The organism is Serratia sp. M24T3 (assembly GCF_000257645.1).
Classification (GTDB): Bacteria; Pseudomonadota; Gammaproteobacteria; order Enterobacterales; family Enterobacteriaceae; genus Rouxiella.
Genome location: NZ_AJHJ01000022.1, coordinates 36290 through 53331 on the forward strand (window position 1 = coordinate 36290; position 17042 = coordinate 53331).

The following is a 17042-nucleotide window of genomic DNA, read 5'->3' on the forward strand; positions in this document are numbered from 1 at the left end:
AATTACCTGTACAGCCAGTAAGCTGAATGAGACAGAACAGCACCGCAGGTACGATACAAATTCAACGCTGCGATATTGCCTGTTTGCGTGGCAACCTTGAGTTGCTCAATTCCATGTGCGAGGCACCAGCTCTGTGCCGCTTTCATTAACTGCTTGCCAATGCCACGCCCGGTAGCCTGAGGCTGAACGGCCAGCAATCCAACACGGGCAACCTTGGGTTCAATGGCGCGCAGCGTGACAAATCCCAGCAGCTGGCCATCATTGTCGCTTAAGGTCAGGCAATGAGTATCAAAGGTCCCCAGAATCGCCTTCTCGGCCCACAGCGCATAAAAACGACCAGAATCATGTGGTTGATACCAGGGCGAGCGAAAACGACTGAGCTGAAAAGCGCTGCCGGCCAACTGGCACACGCGGGATAAATCACGACGAGTCGCTAACTGATATTCGATTGTTGCAGGCTCGGCATCGCGGAGATCCAGAGAGAAATCGATTTCCCCCTCAACCATGCGAAACCCTAAATAGTACAGGCCGTCGATTATCTCGCTCTGATCGGCCGGCACTTTGGCATGCACCAGCGGATATTCACCCAAATCACTGCGCTGTAAAACCGGGCCAGCGAAATCCAGTATCAGTTTAGCGCTTGGCCGGGAGAAAAAATCGCTTTCCCACTGCAAATACTCAAGTCGCCCGCGGATTAGATTATCGTTCATTTTTCCTCCAAGCCTTGAAGTCGCGCAACGACGGACCTAACGCCATTGGCCAGAGTAAACTATTACACCGTTTAGTTTAAGGGAGGCTTAGCGCCACACACCTTTAGTATCGACCACCCAGTTTTGGGTGATCAGTTGGCCAGGAATCTGCTTAAACGCCGAGTGATCGACCAGCATGACCACCACGTCGGCATGCTGCAACGCCGAGTCGAGCGATTTTAGGCTGGCCTTGTTTGCCAGTGCAGTGGGTAAATGCTCAACGTGCGGCTCAACCACCCAGGTTTCGCCTGCGTGCCAATCGGCAATCAGCTGCGTGACGTGTACCGCCGGGCTTTCACGTAAATCGTCAATATCTGGTTTAAACGCTAACCCAAAGCAGGCAATGTTGATTTCACTGGCGCGTTTTCCAGTAGCAGCCAGGCAGTCCGCCACCGCTGTTTTAACTTTATCAACGACCCAGAAAGGCTTGCCGTCGTTGACCACCCGCGCGGTGTGAATCAATCGGGCCAGATCAGGATGCTGAGAAACGATAAACCACGGATCGACGGCGATACAGTGGCCACCGACGCCTGGTCCGGGCTGCAAAATGTTGACTCGGGGATGGCGGTTTGCCAAACCAATCAGCTCCCAGACGTTGATCCCCTGTGCATCGCAAATCAGCGACAGTTCATTGGCAAAGGCGATATTAACGTCGCGGAAACTGTTTTCAGTCAGTTTGCACATCTCGGCCGTGCGGCTGTTGGTCACCACGCATTCCCCTTCCAGGAAAATACGATACAGACTGCTGGCCCGCTGCGAGCATTGGGGAGTCATTCCGCCAATAACGCGATCGTTCTTGATAAGTTCTACCATCACTTTACCCGGCAGTACGCGTTCCGGGCAGTAAGCGATGTTAACGTCTGGCGCGTTAGTATCAGTTGCCGAGGCCTCTGACAGCGGGAATCGCAGGTCTGGACGCAATGTAGCCAGCCACTGTGCCATTTGTTCGGTAGCACCCACCGGTGAGGTCGATTCCAGTATGATCAGATCACCTTTTTTCAGCACCACCGCCAGCGCGGTAACCGCTTTCTCGACATAGCTCATATCAGGCTGGTGACCGTCTTTGAACGGCGTCGGCACGGCTATCAGGAATGCGTCTGCTGGCTGCGGCACTGTCACGGCTTGCAAAAAGCCTTGTTCGACAGCCTGTTGCACCAGCGCATCAAGCTCGGGTTCGACAATATGTACCCCGCCGCGATTGATGATATCGACCGCGCGCTGGTTGATATCCACACCGATAACCTTTTTATGACGTGAAGCAAAGGCGGCCGCTGTTGGCAGGCCGATATAGCCCAAACCAATGATGGAAATAGTTTCAAACGAGGCGTTGGTCATTACAGTCATGATTTCACTCAAGTATTCTTTAACGCATCCAAAATGCGGCTACAGGCATGCCCGTCACCGTAAGGATTGTGGGCTCGGGTCATTGTCTGATAGGCATCGTCATCGGTGAGAAGCCGCGAGACTTCGCTGACAATCGCCGCAGTATCTGTGCCCACCAGTTTAACCGTGCCCGCATCTACAGCTTCCGGTCTTTCCGTGGTATCTCGCATCACCAACACGGGTTTACCCAGAGACGGCGCTTCTTCCTGTATCCCACCAGAATCGGTGAGGATCAAATACGCTTTATCCATCAGATAAACGAAAGGCAAATAATCCTGCGGATCGATTAAAATAACGTTATCAATGCCCTGCAAAATTCGGTTTACCGGTTCGCGAACCAAAGGATTGAGATGCACCGGATAAATAATTTGCACATCGGCGTGAAGCTTGGCGATTTCTGCCAACGCGCTACAAATGCGCTCAAAGCCATTACCAAAGCTTTCGCGTCGATGGCCGGTAACCAGAATCAGTTTTCTTTCGGGGCAAATAAAATCGTAGTTTTTGGCAATTCGCGCAGTGAGATCCGGCGACTGTTGCAGCAGGTTGCGTACCCAAAGCAGCGCATCTATTACCGTATTGCCGGTCACTGTAATGCGACTTTGGTCCACGCCTTCACGCAGTAAGTTATTGCGCGACAAGGCCGTTGGGGCGAAATGCCACTTTGCCAAATGTCCGGTCAGACGGCGGTTGCCCTCTTCTGGCCACGGTGACAACATGTCGCCGGTGCGCAGGCCAGCTTCAACGTGGCCAATCGGGATCTGCTGATAAAATGCCGCCAGGCTGGCAGAAAGCGCCGTTGTGGTATCGCCATGGACTAGCACCACGTCCGGCTTGAATTCTTCCAGCACCGGCTTCAGCCCCAGCAAAATCCTGCTGGTTATCTCGGTCAGCCCTTGGCCGGGCTGCATAATATTGAGATCGTAATCCGGCTTGATGGCAAATAAATTTAGGACCTGGTCCAGCATTTGACGATGCTGGGCCGTCACACAGACTCTTGAATCAAAGGCATCATCCTGAGCCAAAGCATGTACCAGGGGTGCCATTTTTATTGCTTCCGGCCTGGTACCGAAAATCGTTAATACTTTCACAGAGGCACTCTCTTTTGATAGGCGCAGCGCTTTCCTGCGGAGCGAGCGCGTCAATGGCGCTCGATTTTTCATCGCTATCTTTTTTATTTTTTAATTTACTAGCGCGACGCGTCGACGGGCCAGTGCAACACCAGCTCCGATCAATCCACCGACAATTCCCCACATAATCATCAGCAGTACCCGGCGTGGACTGTCGCGTTTTACCGGCTCTTCCGGTGTACGCAAATAACGATAAGTCTGGAATTTGGCGTTTAAAACTGGCCCCACATTAAGCGTAGCCAACATCGCTTTGTTCTGATCGTAATCGATATCAAAACTCGGGCCAGAGGCCTGTAACAGCTGGAGCCTGGCTTGCAGCATTGGCGTGCCGAGCAGGAACATGTCAGCATCGGCAAGGCTATCCGGCGTGGCATCGGTCATGCCGTGATCGATGTTTTTCTGTTGGGCAATTTTCAGTGCCTGCGCAGTGTTATTCAGCTCGCGATTATAAATGGCCGTTGCCACCTCTTCCTGGCGTTTGACCTGCGCTTTCATCGATTGCGTTCGCGCAGCCCAGGCCCCTTGAATCTCATCATAAAGATGTTGTGCTGCACGAGCGCTGGCAAAGTTGACGTACTGGCGTAACAGTTTGTTGGCATCGGCCGCGGTTTCGGCCGTCAGTTTTACGCTGTCGTTAGGGATTTTCTTGTCGTCACGCGGTGTAAACTGAATCGCGCTAATCAACTTGTCGAGGAGAACCGCGTTCGCTCCGCTATCCCCAGTCTTGCGCTGGGCGTAATAGGGATTATCCAGCCAAAAGTCGCGACGAGTGTCGTAAGCCGCCAGCTGCATCACAAACTCGTTGTAGGCGTCGTCGGAAATGGAGGCCTGGTCACCCGCGGGAGTAAAGGTGTTTTTGGCATCAAGATTACGCAGGAACTGTTCCTGGGAGAAATAGGAGGCCAGATTGTTTACCGTAGGTTTATCGGTAACCGCCGTGGTGCTCCACTCCTGTTTCATCAGCAGGGAGATAAGCAAAGCCGCGATGGCAAACCCCAGTCCCAGGCCGATAATCCACAGTTTGCCTTGCCAGAGTGTTCTGCAAAGCCCGCGAATATCCAGCTCGTTATCAAGGGCGAGTTCATTCCTTGTAGACATCGTCTCTGACTTCATCATTACCACCAACTATTTGAATTTAAAGTAATATTGTCATCCAACTGCAGTCATGCCTGGATTTTGATCATTGCAAGCGGCAAGTATTTGAAAGGTAAGGCTAATGAACAGAATGGCGGCGCAGTCTTCTTTTGACGCGCTTCATGAAACGAGCGACACGCCATGCACGCTTTATACAATAGCCGTAGAGCATAAAAGCAACCAGGAATAGCCCCAACATCAACCATTCCGGGAAACGCAGATGTTCGCCGACAACACCAATAATCGCCAGCAGAGCCGCAGACAGAGTGATCAGCACAAAGGCCTGACGGGAAGAAAATCCGGCACGCATAATCAGATGATGGATATGTTGGCGGTCGGCAGAGAACGGGCTCATTCCCTTGCGCAGACGACGATACATAATGGCAATCATGTCCATCAACGGAATGGCAATCAGCCACAGCGCAGTCACTGGCGTCATTGGAGGATGGAAAGATGTGCGCGAAGTCTGGGTGCATTGCAACAAAATCCAGATCACAGTAAAGCCAATTAGCGTACTGCCCGCATCGCCCATAAACACTTTATAGCGACGACCAAACACGCCGAGGTTAAGCAGGACGTAAGGAATGATGGCGGCAATCATGGAGAAACACCACAGTGCCAGGGATTGATTGCCCGCGTATAGCATCACCACCCCCATCGATCCGAAGGTGACGCAAGACAGTCCTCCAAGCAGGCCATCGATTCCATCAACCATGTTAAATGCATTAATGGAAGCCCAAACGGCAAACAGGGTGACTAGATAACCAAATGGGCCGAGAAACATCTGCCAGGGGCCAATAATTCGTCCGAGATCGTGCAGCACCATATCGCCGTAAGCCATCATGACTACGGCAACCAGCGCCTGAACGCAGGCGCGAATTTTTACACTGATGTCGTATTTGTCGTCCAGCGCACCAATCAGAACCAGTAGACCCGCACAGCCGAGATATAAAAGCTTATGCGGAATTTGTGGATTACCGATCCAAAATGCGAAGCAGACCCCGGCATAGACAGTTATGCCGCCCACCAAAGGAATAAGCCCTTGATGACGTTTGCGGAAGTCTGGTTTATCAACTAATCCAATTTTTTTGGCAACTTTCCTGGCCAAAAACAAAAAGAGAAATGAAAACAAGAAAACAAGAACAAGCTCAGTACTCAGATTGAGTAAATTCACAGTTAAAACGTCTCTGCAATATTGGTAAAACTACACGACTTTTCGGGCAGCCAAGACTCTATTCTGGTAGTAGCCATTACCACCTCGCGGTTTGATGCCATATTCTAGAATGACAGCTCGGATTTTTATTGAGATTTTTAGTGTGGTCCGAAGGATCCTTCCTACCCGCTTATACACAGCGACAAATTAATGAACAATGACAGTTTTGACTATCGGGGGTTATCTGATTCTTTCGTAAAAAGCCCGTAGCCACTACACATCGTAGCGACCAAAAGCAAAAAACGCCACGTCTAGACGCAGCGTTTTTAACAATGTTGAAGCAAAAACTTCAACTGTCATCGGCAAAGACGAATTATGAACGTTTCATCATATCGAAGAATTCATCGTTGGTTTTGGTCATTGCCAACTTGTTGATGAGGAATTCCATTGCGTCGATTTCACCCATTGGATGGATAATCTTGCGCAGGATCCACATTTTCTGCAGCTCTTCCGAAGTGGTAAGCAGCTCTTCTTTACGCGTACCGGAACGGTTGTAATCGATAGCAGGGAAGACACGCTTCTCGGCGATTTTACGCGCCAGATGCAATTCCATGTTACCTGTACCTTTAAATTCTTCGTAGATAACTTCATCCATTTTAGAACCGGTATCAACCAGCGCGGTGGCGATGATTGTCAGGCTGCCGCCCTCTTCCACGTTACGCGCAGCACCGAAGAAGCGCTTGGGACGGTGCAGGGCGTTGGCGTCAACACCACCGGTCAGCACTTTACCTGAAGCAGGAACCACGGTGTTATAAGCACGCGCCAGACGAGTGATGGAGTCCAGCAAGATGATAACGTCTTTCTTGTGCTCAACCAGGCGTTTGGCCTTTTCAATTACCATTTCGGCAACTTGAACGTGGCGAGATGCTGGCTCGTCAAAGGTGGAAGCAATAACTTCACCTTTAACCAGACGCTGCATCTCGGTCACTTCTTCCGGACGCTCGTCAATCAGCAGAACCATCAGTACGCAGTCCGGGTGATTGTAGGCGATGCTTTGCGCAATGTTCTGCAGCAGCATGGTTTTACCGGCTTTCGGCGGTGCCACAATCAGACCACGCTGGCCACGACCAATTGGCGAAGCCAGGTCGAGAACGCGAGCGGTCAAGTCTTCAGTAGAACCGTTACCGCGCTCCATACGCAAACGTGAGTTGGCGTGCAGTGGGGTCAAGTTCTCGAACAGGATCTTGTTACGGGCGTTTTCCGGTTTGTCATAGTTAACTTCGTTAACTTTTAACAGGGCAAAATAGCGCTCGCCTTCTTTTGGCGGTCGGATTTTACCTGAAATGGTGTCACCAGTACGGAGGTTGAAGCGGCGGATTTGGCTAGGAGAAACGTAGATATCATCAGGACCGGCGAGGTAGGAGCTGTCTCCAGAACGGAGGAAACCAAACCCGTCCTGCAAGATCTCCAGAACACCGTCACCGAAGATATCTTCTCCGCTCTTGGCGTGCTGCTTCAGTATAGAAAAAATAATGTCTTGCTTGCGCATGCGGGCCTGGTTTTCCAGTCCCATATTTTCGCCGAGTGTAATCAGGTCAGAAACCGGCGTATTCTTTAATTCGGTAAGATTCATAATGGTGGGTTCTTAAACTCGGGGTGTATCTCGAAGATCTGTCGTGAATGGGGATGGCAGGGGTTGTCCATGCCAGCTTAAAATTTCTTAGGGTAGAGACTCTCAATTTGCAGCTTCTGATTACAGGTCGCGATTTTGCTCACGAGCTATTTCTTGAAAGAGGGCAGACTTAAATTGAAGGTGTCTCAAAGCCGATTTTTATAAAACCGTTTGATTGTCAAAGCACATCGCCAGTTCGCCTGTTTTTATAAACAAGTCATTTTCTATATAAGCAGTTTTATGAAAGCACTTATAGGCAGATGGTTTCGACACAGAGTAAAACGTTAGAATCAAACTACAGGTAAGCTCAAATATGCAGTAAGCGTAAACTTAGCACGCTTCTTTGCAGGCGTCTAGCGGTCAGTGTGAAAAACACACGTTGCCCACCAAACGCCTGATTTAGGTCATTCGGAACGATTACAGATTAGCGTTCAGGAACTCTTTCAACTGACCCTTCGACAGTGCGCCGACTTTAGTTGCCGCCACTTCGCCGCCTTTGAACAGCAGTAAAGTAGGGATGCCACGAATACCGTATTTTGGAGCGGTACCCGGGTTTTCATCGATATTCAATTTGGCAATGGTAAGTTTGCCTTCGAACTCGCTGGCAATTTCGTCCAGGATCGGAGCAATCATCTTGCACGGACCACACCATTCTGCCCAGAAATCGACCAGCACCAATCCATCGGCTTTTAATACGTCTTTGTCGAAACTGTCATCAGAAAGGTGAATAATTTTATCGCTCATGTTCTACTCCAAAGGATTAACTTTACCTTGTTGATGTAGCATTAACCAACAGTAGGTTGACTCTATTTCACCACGTTTATTTCAACGGATATGCTTTCGTAAAGCAATAGTTAGCTGATATTCTACCACACTATGAGCAAAACACACTTAACTGAACAGAAGTTTTCCGACTTCGCCCTGCACCCGCTAGCAGTCGAAGCCCTTGAAAAGAAAGGGTTTCATTACTGCACGCCTATCCAGGCACTCGCATTGCCTATCACGCTCTCAGGACGTGATGTTGCGGGTCAGGCGCAAACCGGTACCGGCAAGACGCTGGCTTTTCTAGCGTCTACTTTCCATTATCTGCTTTCTAACCCTGCTGCTGAGGGTCGTCAGACTAATCAGCCGCGTGCTTTAATTATGGCACCAACGCGGGAATTAGCAGTGCAAATTCATTCGGACGCCGAAGCGCTGTCTGAATCTACCGGGCTGAAACTCGGTCTGGCCTACGGTGGCGACGGCTACGACAAACAGCTTAAAGTGCTGGAAAGTGGCGTCGATATTCTTATCGGCACGACTGGCCGTTTAATCGATTACGCAAAACAGAACCATATTAATCTGGGTGCAATCCAGGTCGTGGTGCTGGACGAAGCCGATCGCATGTTCGATCTGGGCTTTATCAAAGATATCCGCTGGTTGTTCCGTCGTATGCCGCCTGCGACTCAGCGCCTGAATATGCTGTTCTCCGCCACCCTGTCTTATCGTGTGAAAGAGCTGGCATTCGAAAACATGAACAATGCCGAATCGATAGAAATCGAACCGGAACAGAAAACGGGTCACCGTATTCAGGAAGAGCTCTTCTACCCTTCTAACGAAGAAAAGATGCGCCTGTTGCAAACGCTAATAGAAGAAGAATGGCCAGATCGCTGCATCATCTTCGCCAACACCAAGCACCGTTGTGAAGACGTTTGGGGCCATCTGGCTGCTGACGGACACCGCGTAGGCTTGCTGACCGGCGACGTGGCGCAGAAGAAACGCCTGCGCGTGCTGGAAGACTTCACCAAGGGTGATATCGATATTCTGGTTGCAACCGACGTAGCCGCTCGTGGTCTGCACATTCCTGCCGTTACGCATGTCTTTAACTATGACCTGCCTGACGATTGCGAAGACTACGTTCACCGCATCGGTCGTACTGGTCGTGCTGGCCTTAGCGGTCACTCAATAAGCCTGGCCTGTGAAGAATATGCCCTGAATCTGCCAGCCATCGAAACTTATACCGGCCACAGTATTCCTGTCAGCAAATATAACAGCGATGCATTATTGACTGACCTGCCTGCGCCAAAACGCCTCGCGCGTACTCGCAATGGCAGCGGCCCACGCCGTAATTCATCATCATCTTCACGACGCGGTAGCAGTGCGCCACGTAACAACCGCAAACGTTCGGGCTGAAAATCATGCTGAGTTCCACCTCACTTTATGCAGCGATCGATCTGGGTTCCAACAGCTTCCATATGTTGGTAGTCCGTGAGGTGGCAGGCAGTATTCAAACGTTGGCCAGAATCAAGCGCAAAGTGCGCCTGGCTGCCGGGCTGGATGTAAACAGTCATCTCTCCGCTGAAGCAATGCAGCGTGGATGGCAATGCCTGAAATTATTTTCAGAACGTCTGCAAGACATTCCCCGCGAGCAAATCCGCGTGGTGGCAACGGCGACACTGCGCCTGGCCAAAAATGCCGATGAATTTTTACAGGTTGCTGAAAATATTCTCGGATGCAAGATTCAAGTGATCAGCGGCGAAGAAGAAGCGCGGCTGATTTACCACGGCGTGGCGCACACTACCGGCGGCCCGGACCAACGCCTGGTTGTTGATATTGGCGGCGGCAGTACTGAGCTGGTAACCGGAACCGGAGCGCAGGCCAATACATTGTTTAGCCTGTCGATGGGATGTGTTACCTGGCTTGAGCGTTATTTTACTGACCGAAGCCTGACGAAAGAAAATTTTGAAAAGGCCGAACTGGCCGCAGTTGAGATGATAATCCCTGTTGCGCCGGAGCTACTGGCCCACGGCTGGCAGGTCTGCGTCGGAGCCTCAGGGACCGTGCAGGCGCTGCAGGAAATCATGGTGGCGCAGGGAATGGACGAACGCATCACCCTCGCCAAGCTGCAACAGCTTAAACAGCGCGCCATTCAATGTGGCAAGCTGGAAGAGCTTGAAATTGAAGGCCTGACGCTGGAACGCGCACTGGTTTTCCCAAGCGGCCTGTCTATTCTGATCGCTATCTTCAAAACCCTGAAAATAGAATCGATGATGCTGGCCGGTGGCGCGCTGCGCGAAGGGCTGGTTTACGGCATGCTCCACTTGCCGGTCGAACAGGATATCCGCCAACGCACCCTGCACAACCTGCAACGGCGCTACCTGCTCGACGTTGAGCAGGCCAATCGAGTAGCGGCTCTGGCGGAAAACTTTTCTCAGCAGGTTTCGAGTACCTGGCAGCTTGATGCGCGGGCGCGCGAACTGCTGACCAGTGCCTGTCTTATCCACGAGATTGGACTCAGCGTTGATTTCAAACAGGCGCAGAATCATGCAGCCTATCTGATCCGTCATCTCGATTTACCCGGCTTTACTCCGGCACAAAAAAAACTACTGGCGACACTGCTGCAAAACCAGAGTAATAACCTGGATTTACCGCTGCTAAATCAGCAAAACGCCCTGCCTCCGCGTCAGGCCGAACGCCTTTGTCGCATAATGCGTCTGGCAATTATTTTTGCCAGCCGACGTCGCGACGATACGCTGCCTGCGGTGCGTTTACGCGCCAATGACGATGAGCTGAATGTGCTGGTGCCTAACGGATGGCTGGAACAGCACCCATTACGCGCCGAAGAGCTGGAGCAGGAAAGCCATTGGCAGAGCTATGTCCATTGGCCACTGTTTGTTGAAGAAACTGTCAAGTAACGAGTGAAAAAGCAGAATCGACCTTACGTGGCGTTTCTCTGCTGATCGACGACGTTATCACCTATCTGGGAGCTTTTCGGCTCCCATTTTTATGATTTTTGCGAGCTAGCTTTTATTTTTATCGGCGGCTTTTGCGCTGGCCAACTGCGCACGGATCTTCTCCAGATGGCTCTGACCTTTCACCATTCGCTCCTGCGGCGACACCACTTTTCGCTCGCTTTCCCACGCTAAATCGTCCTGCGGTAACTCCTGCAAAAAACGGCTAACCTCAGGTCGCAGCAGTTCACCGTATTGCCTGCGCTCGCGGCAGTGAGTAAAAAACAGTTCTTTCTGCGCACGCGTTATTCCGACATAGGCCAGGCGACGTTCTTCATCGACATTATCTTCATCCATGCTGCTCTGATGAGGCAATAACCCTTCTTCCATGCCAACCAAAAACACATAGGGGAATTCCAGCCCCTTCGAGGCATGCAGTGTCATTAGCTGAACCTGATCCAGCTCTTCGTCGCTCTCGCCGCGCTCCATCATGTCGCGTAGAGTAAAGCGAGTGACCACCTGAGTCAGCGACATCGGCTCGTCCAGGTCAGTGCCTTCAAGCATTTCAGTCATCCAGCTAAACAGCTGATTGACGTTTTTCATACGCATTTCAGCCGCCTTAGGGCTGGGCGAGGTTTCGAACAGCCAGCTTTCGTAGTCCATGCCGTGGATCAGGTCACGCACGGCGGCGATAGGCTCACGCTCGGCAAGTTCGGCGACACTTCCCATCCAATGAGTAAAACGCTGCAGCGATTCCAGACCACGGCCAGTCAGAGTCTGGCCCAGACCAAAATCAGAGCTGGCCTTGAACAACCCTTTATTACGCTGATTAGCCCATTCACCGAGCTTTTGCAGCGTAGCCGCACCAATCTCACGGCGCGGCGTGTTGACGATACGCAGGAAAGCGCTGTCATCGTCTGGATTGGTCAGCACTCGCAGATAGGCCAGCAGGTCTTTGATTTCCGGGCGCGAGAAGAATGAGGTGCCGCCCGAAATACGATAAGGAATGCGGTTTTGCATCAGCATCTTTTCAAACAGCCGCGACTGATGGTTACCGCGATATAAAATTGCATAATCGCCGTGGTTGGTTTTATTCATAAAACGATGGGCAATCAATTCCCCCACTACACGCTCCGCCTCGTGGTCCTCATTATTGGCGGTGATTACCTTTAGCGCCTCACCGTAGGCCAGCTCGGAAAACAGTCGTTTCTCGAACACGTGCGGATTGTTGGCGATCAGGATATTGGCAGCTTTGAGAATACGCTGCGAGGAGCGGTAATTCTGCTCCAGCTTAATCACCTGCAAGGCCGGGAAATCTTCTTTTAGCAGCACCAGATTTTGCGGTCGAGCACCGCGCCAGGAGTAGATTGACTGATCATCATCGCCCACCACTGTAAAGCGCGCGCGGTTGCCCACCAGTAGTTTCACCATCATATACTGGCTGGTGTTGGTATCTTGATATTCGTCCACCAGCAGATAACGCAGCTTGTTCTGCCAGCGCTCGCGAACTTCTTCATTGCGTTGCAACAACAGCGTCGGCAGCAAGATTAGGTCGTCAAAATCGAGGATATTACAGGCGCGCATATGGTCATGATAAAGGCCATAGCAAAGTGCGAAAATCTGATCGCGCTCGGATCGAGCCAGCTTGGCGGCGCCAGACGGGTCAATAAGATCGTTTTTCCAGTTGGAGATCGTCGAGATCAATTGCTGCAACAGGGTTTTGTCGTTTTCCAGCCACTTTTCACTCAGCTCTTTGAGCAGCGCCAGCTGGTCCTGATCGTCGAACAGTGAGAAGTTGGATTTCATTCCCAGCGCCGCGAACTCGCGCTTGATAATTTCCAGCCCCAGCGTGTGGAAAGTCGAAATCAGCAAACCGCGTGATTCCTTACGACCCAGCGTTTGCGACACGCGTTCTTTCATTTCGCGCGCGGCCTTGTTGGTAAAGGTCACAGCGGCAATATGCCGTGCCTGATAGCCACATTCGCGGATCAGGTGAGCGATTTTATTGGTAATAACCCGCGTTTTACCCGAGCCGGCGCCGGCCAAGACCAGGCAGGGTCCGGTGACGAATTCGACGGCGTGTTGTTGGCTGGGATTCAATCGCATTGGGTTATTTTTGCTCACTTGATAGACGCGGGAGGAGGATTGTAGCAGAAACTTCCGCCAGAAATGAGAGTCAAAAGTGTAAGGTTCAGAGCTTGAGAGGCATCGCGCAGTGCACATCCGGCGTTGCAGGTGTTACATTACGCCCTGAGTAGTTATTGATTAATTTTATCTAAAGGTCACGATTATGGCGAACACCGCTTCAGCATTACACATCCTGGTGGATGACGAGAACAAAGCCAACGAACTGCTGGCTCAGCTGCAACAAGGCGCTGACTTCCAGGAACTGGCGCGTAAGCACTCTACCTGCCCATCCAAGCGCGATGGCGGTTCACTGGGTGAATTCCGCAAAGGCGACATGGTTCCTGCTTTCGACAAAGTGGTATTTAGCGGTGAACTGCTTAAACCATTGGGTCCGGTTAAAACTCAGTTCGGTTACCATCTGATCAAAGTTCTGTACCGCAACTAAGTTTGCTTCGCAGGCTGTAACAGTAATAGAAAGTAAAAAGCACCGCCAAGGCAGTGCTTTTTTATTTTATACGGCATTGCAGGTAAAACGCTGTTTATCAGCTGGCAACCGCGATGCGTTTCATGTCGGTCATGTAGCCGCGCAGTTTGTGGCCCACAGATTCGATAGCGTGAGCACGGATTGCTTCGTTCACGTCACGCAGCTGAGCGTTGTCTACTTCAGTTGCAGCAACAGATTTGCCCAGGTCACCGGCTTGCAGCGTGGTCATGAACTCTTTCAGCAATGGTACTGCCGCGTTAGCGAACAGGTAGTTACCGTATTCAGCGGTATCAGAGATAACCACGTTCATTTCATACAGACGCTTGCGGGCAACAGTGTTGGCGATAAGCGGCAGCTCGTGCAGTGATTCGTAGTAAGCAGACTCTTCGATGATGCCAGAAGACACCATGGTTTCGAACGCCAGTTCAACGCCAGCTTTAACCATCGCAATCATCAGCACGCCGTGGTCAAAATACTCTTGCTCAGAGATTTTGCCTTCGAACTGTGCAGCGTTTTCGAACGCAGTTGCGCCGGTCTCTTCACGCCAGGTCAGCAGTTTAACGTCGTCTGCCGCCCAGTCAGCCATCATGCCGCTAGAGAATTCGCCAGAGATAATGTCATCCATGTGTTTCTGGAACAGTGGAGCCATGATCTCTTTCAACTGCTCTGACAGTGCGAAAGCACGCAGTTTAGCCGGGTTGGACAGGCGATCCATCATCAAGGTGATGCCGCCCTGCTTCAGTGCTTCGGTAATGGTTTCCCAACCGAACTGCAGCAGTTTTTCTGCATAAGTTGCGTCTACGCCGTCAGCGACCAGTTTGTCGAAGCACAGCAGTGAACCGGCCTGCAACATACCGCACAGGATGGTCTGCTCGCCCATCAGGTCAGATTTAACTTCAGCAACGAATGAAGATTCCAGAACGCCTGCACGATGACCACCGGTCGCCGCAGCCCAAGCTTTGGCAATCGCCATGCCTTCGCCTTTAGGATCGTTTTCCGGGTGAACGGCGATAAGCGTAGGAACGCCAAAGCCGCGTTTGTATTCTTCACGTACTTCAGTACCTGGACATTTCGGGGCAACCATCACCACGGTGATGTCTTTACGAATTTGCTCGCCAACTTCAACGATGTTGAAACCGTGAGAGTAACCCAGCGCCGCACCGTCTTTCATCAGAGGCTGAACCGCTTTAACTACCGCGCTGTGCTGCTTGTCTGGAGTCAGGTTAACCACCAGGTCGGCCTGCGGGATCAGTTCTTCGTAGGTGCCAACTTTAAAGCCGTTTTCAGTCGCTTTGCGCCATGAAGCACGTTTCTCGGCAATCGCTTCTGCACGCAGGGTGTAGGAAACGTCCAGGCCGGAGTCGCGCATGTTCAGACCCTGGTTCAGGCCCTGTGCGCCACAGCCAACGATCACCACTTTTTTACCCTTTAGGAAGCTGGCTTCATCAGCGAATTCATCGCGAGCCATAAAGCGGCACTTGCCTAATTGCGCCAACTGCTGACGCAGGTTCAATGTGTTGAAATAATTAGCCATGGTAAAACTCCGTTGCGTTTGTTTGGTACGAAAATGTTGAGCCCTAAATGATTCGAGTGGCAGGAAGGCGGCAAGTTCGTGAGTCCCCGGAGCTTAATCAGGTAAGTGACTGGGGTGAACGAGCGTAGCCAACGCATCTGCAACTTGAAGCATGACGGGTTGCTTGAGAAACACTATATGTCATGCACGGCATTGCTTAAATTGATATATTAAGAAGATGACATTGCAGTTTATGCAACATCAATAAATCCACAGCAAACGCATGACTTAGCCGGAAAACTTTATGGACTTACGCGATCTGAAACTGTTTCTCAACTTGGCTGAAAGCCGTCATTTCGGGAGGTCGGCCAAGGCTATGCACGTCAGCCCATCAACCCTTTCCCGACAGATACAGCGGCTGGAAGAGGAGCTGGGGCAGGCGCTTTTTCAGCGTGACAACCGCACCGTACAGTTGACACAGGCAGGCGACCAGCTAAAAATTTTCGCCCAGCAAACCCTGTTACAGTATCAACAGCTGCGCCATGCGATGGGGCAAAACGGCCCTACACTTTCCGGCGAACTGCGACTGTTCTGCTCAGTAACAGCGGCGTACAGCCATCTGCCGCCAATTCTTGACCGCTTTCGCGCTCAGCATCCACTGGTAGAAATTAAACTTACTACTGGTGATGCCGCCGACGCAGTAGAAAAAGTACAGTCGACCGAAGCCGATTTAGGCATAGCCGGGCATCCGGAAACGCTGCCTTCAAGTATAGACTTTACGCCGATTGGTGAAGTCACCATGGCGTTGATTGTGCCCTCCTTACCTTGCGCAGTGCGGACTCAGGTCAGTGAGCCAAAACCTGAGTGGTCGCAAATCCCGTTTATTATTCCCGAGCACGGCCCGGCCCGAAAACGCATCGACAGCTGGTTCCGTCATCACAAAATCACTAACCCACTGATTTACGCCACTGTTTCTGGGCATGAAGCGATTGTCTCGATGGTCGCATTGGGCTGTGGCGTGGCGCTGATCCCCGGCGTAGTGCTGGAAAACAGCCCTGATATGATCCGCAACCGTATTTCGGTGCATGACAACGTGACCATCGGCGCGCCGCTGCCATTAGGGGTTTGCGTACAGCGTAAACGCCTCAACGAACCGCTGATTGAGGCGTTCTGGCAGTTGCTATTGCACAGAGAGCTAAAGCTGTAGCTTAAACGGCGGGGAGGAATTCCGCCGTGATCTTTGTCGGCTCTTGTGATGGGTTTTGTGATCAAAAAAGCGATTAAAGATCGGCAGGATCGACCTGTTTCATGGTTTCAACGCGCATCAGCCAGTGATACAGCGGCTCAAGTTGCAGGAAAGCTTTTGCCAGTTCATCCACCAGTCTGGGGCTGAACAGCTTCTCGACTTGATTGTCGCTTGCCATTACCGCAAAAGATTTTCTGTTGTACCAGTTGGCGATCGCCGGGTCCTGCTCTTTAACCAGCGGACGTTTGTAGCTTTCTCCCGCCAGTTCAAAAGGCGCACGGCAGCATTCGGCCACCTCGAGAAACTGCACCGGTTGGCGAGTCAACGTGTGGCGGAACAGGTCCATGGTTTGCTTATTGGCGCTGTAATAGCCCAGCCCATAGCGCAGCATATCGGGGCCAAGCTCGAAGAAATACACCGGCGCGTCTTTCCAGTCTTTGCTCGGGCGCTTAAAGGTCAACCACATTCGGCTGCGATAACGAGTTTTGTCGTGGGAGAAACGCGTGTCGCGATGAATGCGCGACAGCGTTTTACCAATGGCGGGACGGATTTCAAACTGCGGATCAATAGCCAGCATGGTGTCGCTTAATGCTTCCACCAGCGTGCGGAACGGCGTTAGCAGTGTTTGATCGTAAATGTGACGGTTTTCATCAAACCACGTCTTGTCATTTTCGATGCGAACCTGCTGTAGAAAATTCAGCCCTTGCTGGCTGAAACCGTTAAACGCAGTGCTCATACGCCGTC

Annotated in this window: 14 protein-coding genes; 4 read left to right on the plus strand and 10 right to left on the minus strand. The window is 51.5% G+C overall.

Features of this window, described 5'->3' with window-relative positions; genetic code table 11:
* Positions 1-2 precede the first annotated feature (2 nt).
* The 7 genes from rffC to trxA all read right to left on the minus strand — a co-directional run bounded on the left by rffC (position 3) and on the right by trxA (position 7962).
* On the minus strand, positions 3-710 hold the full coding sequence (gene rffC, locus SPM24T3_RS16180) for a dTDP-4-amino-4,6-dideoxy-D-galactose acyltransferase (RefSeq protein ID WP_009637866.1): 708 nt from the start codon (positions 708-710) through the stop codon (positions 3-5).
* A gap of 87 nt (positions 711-797) precedes the next feature.
* Positions 798-2084, minus strand: a complete 1287-nt coding sequence (wecC, locus tag SPM24T3_RS16185; protein WP_037378882.1) for a UDP-N-acetyl-D-mannosamine dehydrogenase — start codon at positions 2082-2084, stop codon at positions 798-800.
* Positions 2085-2101: 17 nt separating this feature from the next.
* Positions 2102-3220, minus strand: coding sequence for a non-hydrolyzing UDP-N-acetylglucosamine 2-epimerase (gene wecB / locus SPM24T3_RS16190; protein ID WP_009637868.1), 1119 nt, complete (start codon positions 3218-3220; stop codon positions 2102-2104).
* A 90-nt stretch (positions 3221-3310) separates the two neighbouring features.
* Complete coding sequence (wzzE, locus tag SPM24T3_RS16195; RefSeq protein WP_050956176.1) at positions 3311-4375, minus strand: ECA polysaccharide chain length modulation protein; 1065 nt, start codon at positions 4373-4375, stop codon at positions 3311-3313.
* Between the two features lie 97 nt (positions 4376-4472).
* The gene (gene wecA, locus SPM24T3_RS16200) at positions 4473-5567 is read right to left on the minus strand and encodes a UDP-N-acetylglucosamine--undecaprenyl-phosphate N-acetylglucosaminephosphotransferase (RefSeq protein WP_009637870.1); all 1095 of its coding nucleotides are present in this window, start codon (positions 5565-5567) and stop codon (positions 4473-4475) included.
* 352 nt (positions 5568-5919) lie between these two features.
* Positions 5920-7179, minus strand: coding sequence for a transcription termination factor Rho (gene rho, locus SPM24T3_RS16205; RefSeq protein ID WP_009637871.1), 1260 nt, complete (start codon positions 7177-7179; stop codon positions 5920-5922).
* A gap of 456 nt (positions 7180-7635) precedes the next feature.
* Positions 7636-7962, minus strand: a complete 327-nt coding sequence (gene trxA / locus SPM24T3_RS16210; protein WP_009637872.1) for a thioredoxin TrxA — start codon at positions 7960-7962, stop codon at positions 7636-7638.
* Positions 7963-8094: 132 nt separating this feature from the next.
* On the opposite strand from trxA, the gene rhlB reads away from it, so the two are divergent.
* Together rhlB and gppA are read left to right on the plus strand one after the other, a co-directional pair.
* Positions 8095-9390, plus strand: a complete 1296-nt coding sequence (gene rhlB / locus SPM24T3_RS16215) for an ATP-dependent RNA helicase RhlB (protein ID WP_009637873.1) — start codon at positions 8095-8097, stop codon at positions 9388-9390.
* A 5-nt stretch (positions 9391-9395) separates the two neighbouring features.
* Entirely contained in the window at positions 9396-10892 is a 1497-nt protein-coding gene (gene gppA / locus SPM24T3_RS16220) for a guanosine-5'-triphosphate,3'-diphosphate diphosphatase (protein WP_009637874.1), read from the plus strand.
* Between the two features lie 105 nt (positions 10893-10997).
* Here gppA and rep read toward each other — a convergent pair whose 3' ends face one another.
* Positions 10998-13034 carry a DNA helicase Rep gene (gene rep / locus SPM24T3_RS16225; RefSeq protein WP_009637875.1) on the minus strand — a complete coding sequence of 679 codons (2037 nt, stop codon included), beginning with the start codon at positions 13032-13034 and terminating at the stop codon, positions 10998-11000.
* Positions 13035-13218: 184 nt separating this feature from the next.
* On the opposite strand from rep, the gene ppiC reads away from it, so the two are divergent.
* The gene (gene ppiC / locus SPM24T3_RS16230; RefSeq protein WP_009637876.1) at positions 13219-13500 is read left to right on the plus strand and encodes a peptidylprolyl isomerase PpiC; all 282 of its coding nucleotides are present in this window, start codon (positions 13219-13221) and stop codon (positions 13498-13500) included.
* Between the two features lie 97 nt (positions 13501-13597).
* On the opposite strand, the gene ilvC is transcribed toward ppiC, so the two are convergent.
* On the minus strand, positions 13598-15073 hold the full coding sequence (gene ilvC, locus SPM24T3_RS16235; RefSeq protein WP_009637877.1) for a ketol-acid reductoisomerase: 1476 nt from the start codon (positions 15071-15073) through the stop codon (positions 13598-13600).
* 283 nt (positions 15074-15356) lie between these two features.
* Between ilvC and ilvY the strand changes: the two genes are divergently transcribed.
* Positions 15357-16259, plus strand: coding sequence for an HTH-type transcriptional activator IlvY (gene ilvY, locus SPM24T3_RS16240; protein WP_009637878.1), 903 nt, complete (start codon positions 15357-15359; stop codon positions 16257-16259).
* Positions 16260-16332: 73 nt separating this feature from the next.
* On the opposite strand, the gene SPM24T3_RS16245 is transcribed toward ilvY, so the two are convergent.
* Entirely contained in the window at positions 16333-17034 is a 702-nt protein-coding gene (locus SPM24T3_RS16245) for a DUF2461 domain-containing protein (protein WP_009637879.1), read from the minus strand.
* Between the last annotated feature and the right edge of the window lie 8 nt (positions 17035-17042).

What these genes read in the sequence shown, in the direction of transcription:
- trxA (WP_009637872.1), bottom strand. Translation starts at nt 7,962, where the DNA reads ATGAGCGATAAAATTATTCACCTTTCTGATGACAGTTTCGACAAAGAC.
- ilvC (WP_009637877.1), bottom strand. Translation starts at nt 15,073, where the DNA reads ATGGCTAATTATTTCAACACATTGAACCTGCGTCAGCAGTTGGCGCAA.
- rep (WP_009637875.1), bottom strand. Translation starts at nt 13,034, where the DNA reads ATGCGATTGAATCCCAGCCAACAACACGCCGTCGAATTCGTCACCGGA.
- ppiC (WP_009637876.1), top strand. Translation starts at nt 13,219, where the DNA reads ATGGCGAACACCGCTTCAGCATTACACATCCTGGTGGATGACGAGAAC.
- rho (WP_009637871.1), bottom strand. Translation starts at nt 7,179, where the DNA reads ATGAATCTTACCGAATTAAAGAATACGCCGGTTTCTGACCTGATTACA.
- wzzE (WP_050956176.1), bottom strand. Translation starts at nt 4,375, where the DNA reads ATGATGAAGTCAGAGACGATGTCTACAAGGAATGAACTCGCCCTTGAT.
- ilvY (WP_009637878.1), top strand. Translation starts at nt 15,357, where the DNA reads ATGGACTTACGCGATCTGAAACTGTTTCTCAACTTGGCTGAAAGCCGT.
- rhlB (WP_009637873.1), top strand. Translation starts at nt 8,095, where the DNA reads ATGAGCAAAACACACTTAACTGAACAGAAGTTTTCCGACTTCGCCCTG.
- SPM24T3_RS16245 (WP_009637879.1), bottom strand. Translation starts at nt 17,034, where the DNA reads ATGAGCACTGCGTTTAACGGTTTCAGCCAGCAAGGGCTGAATTTTCTA.
- gppA (WP_009637874.1), top strand. Translation starts at nt 9,396, where the DNA reads ATGCTGAGTTCCACCTCACTTTATGCAGCGATCGATCTGGGTTCCAAC.
- rffC (WP_009637866.1), bottom strand. Translation starts at nt 710, where the DNA reads ATGAACGATAATCTAATCCGCGGGCGACTTGAGTATTTGCAGTGGGAA.
- wecC (WP_037378882.1), bottom strand. Translation starts at nt 2,084, where the DNA reads ATGACCAACGCCTCGTTTGAAACTATTTCCATCATTGGTTTGGGCTAT.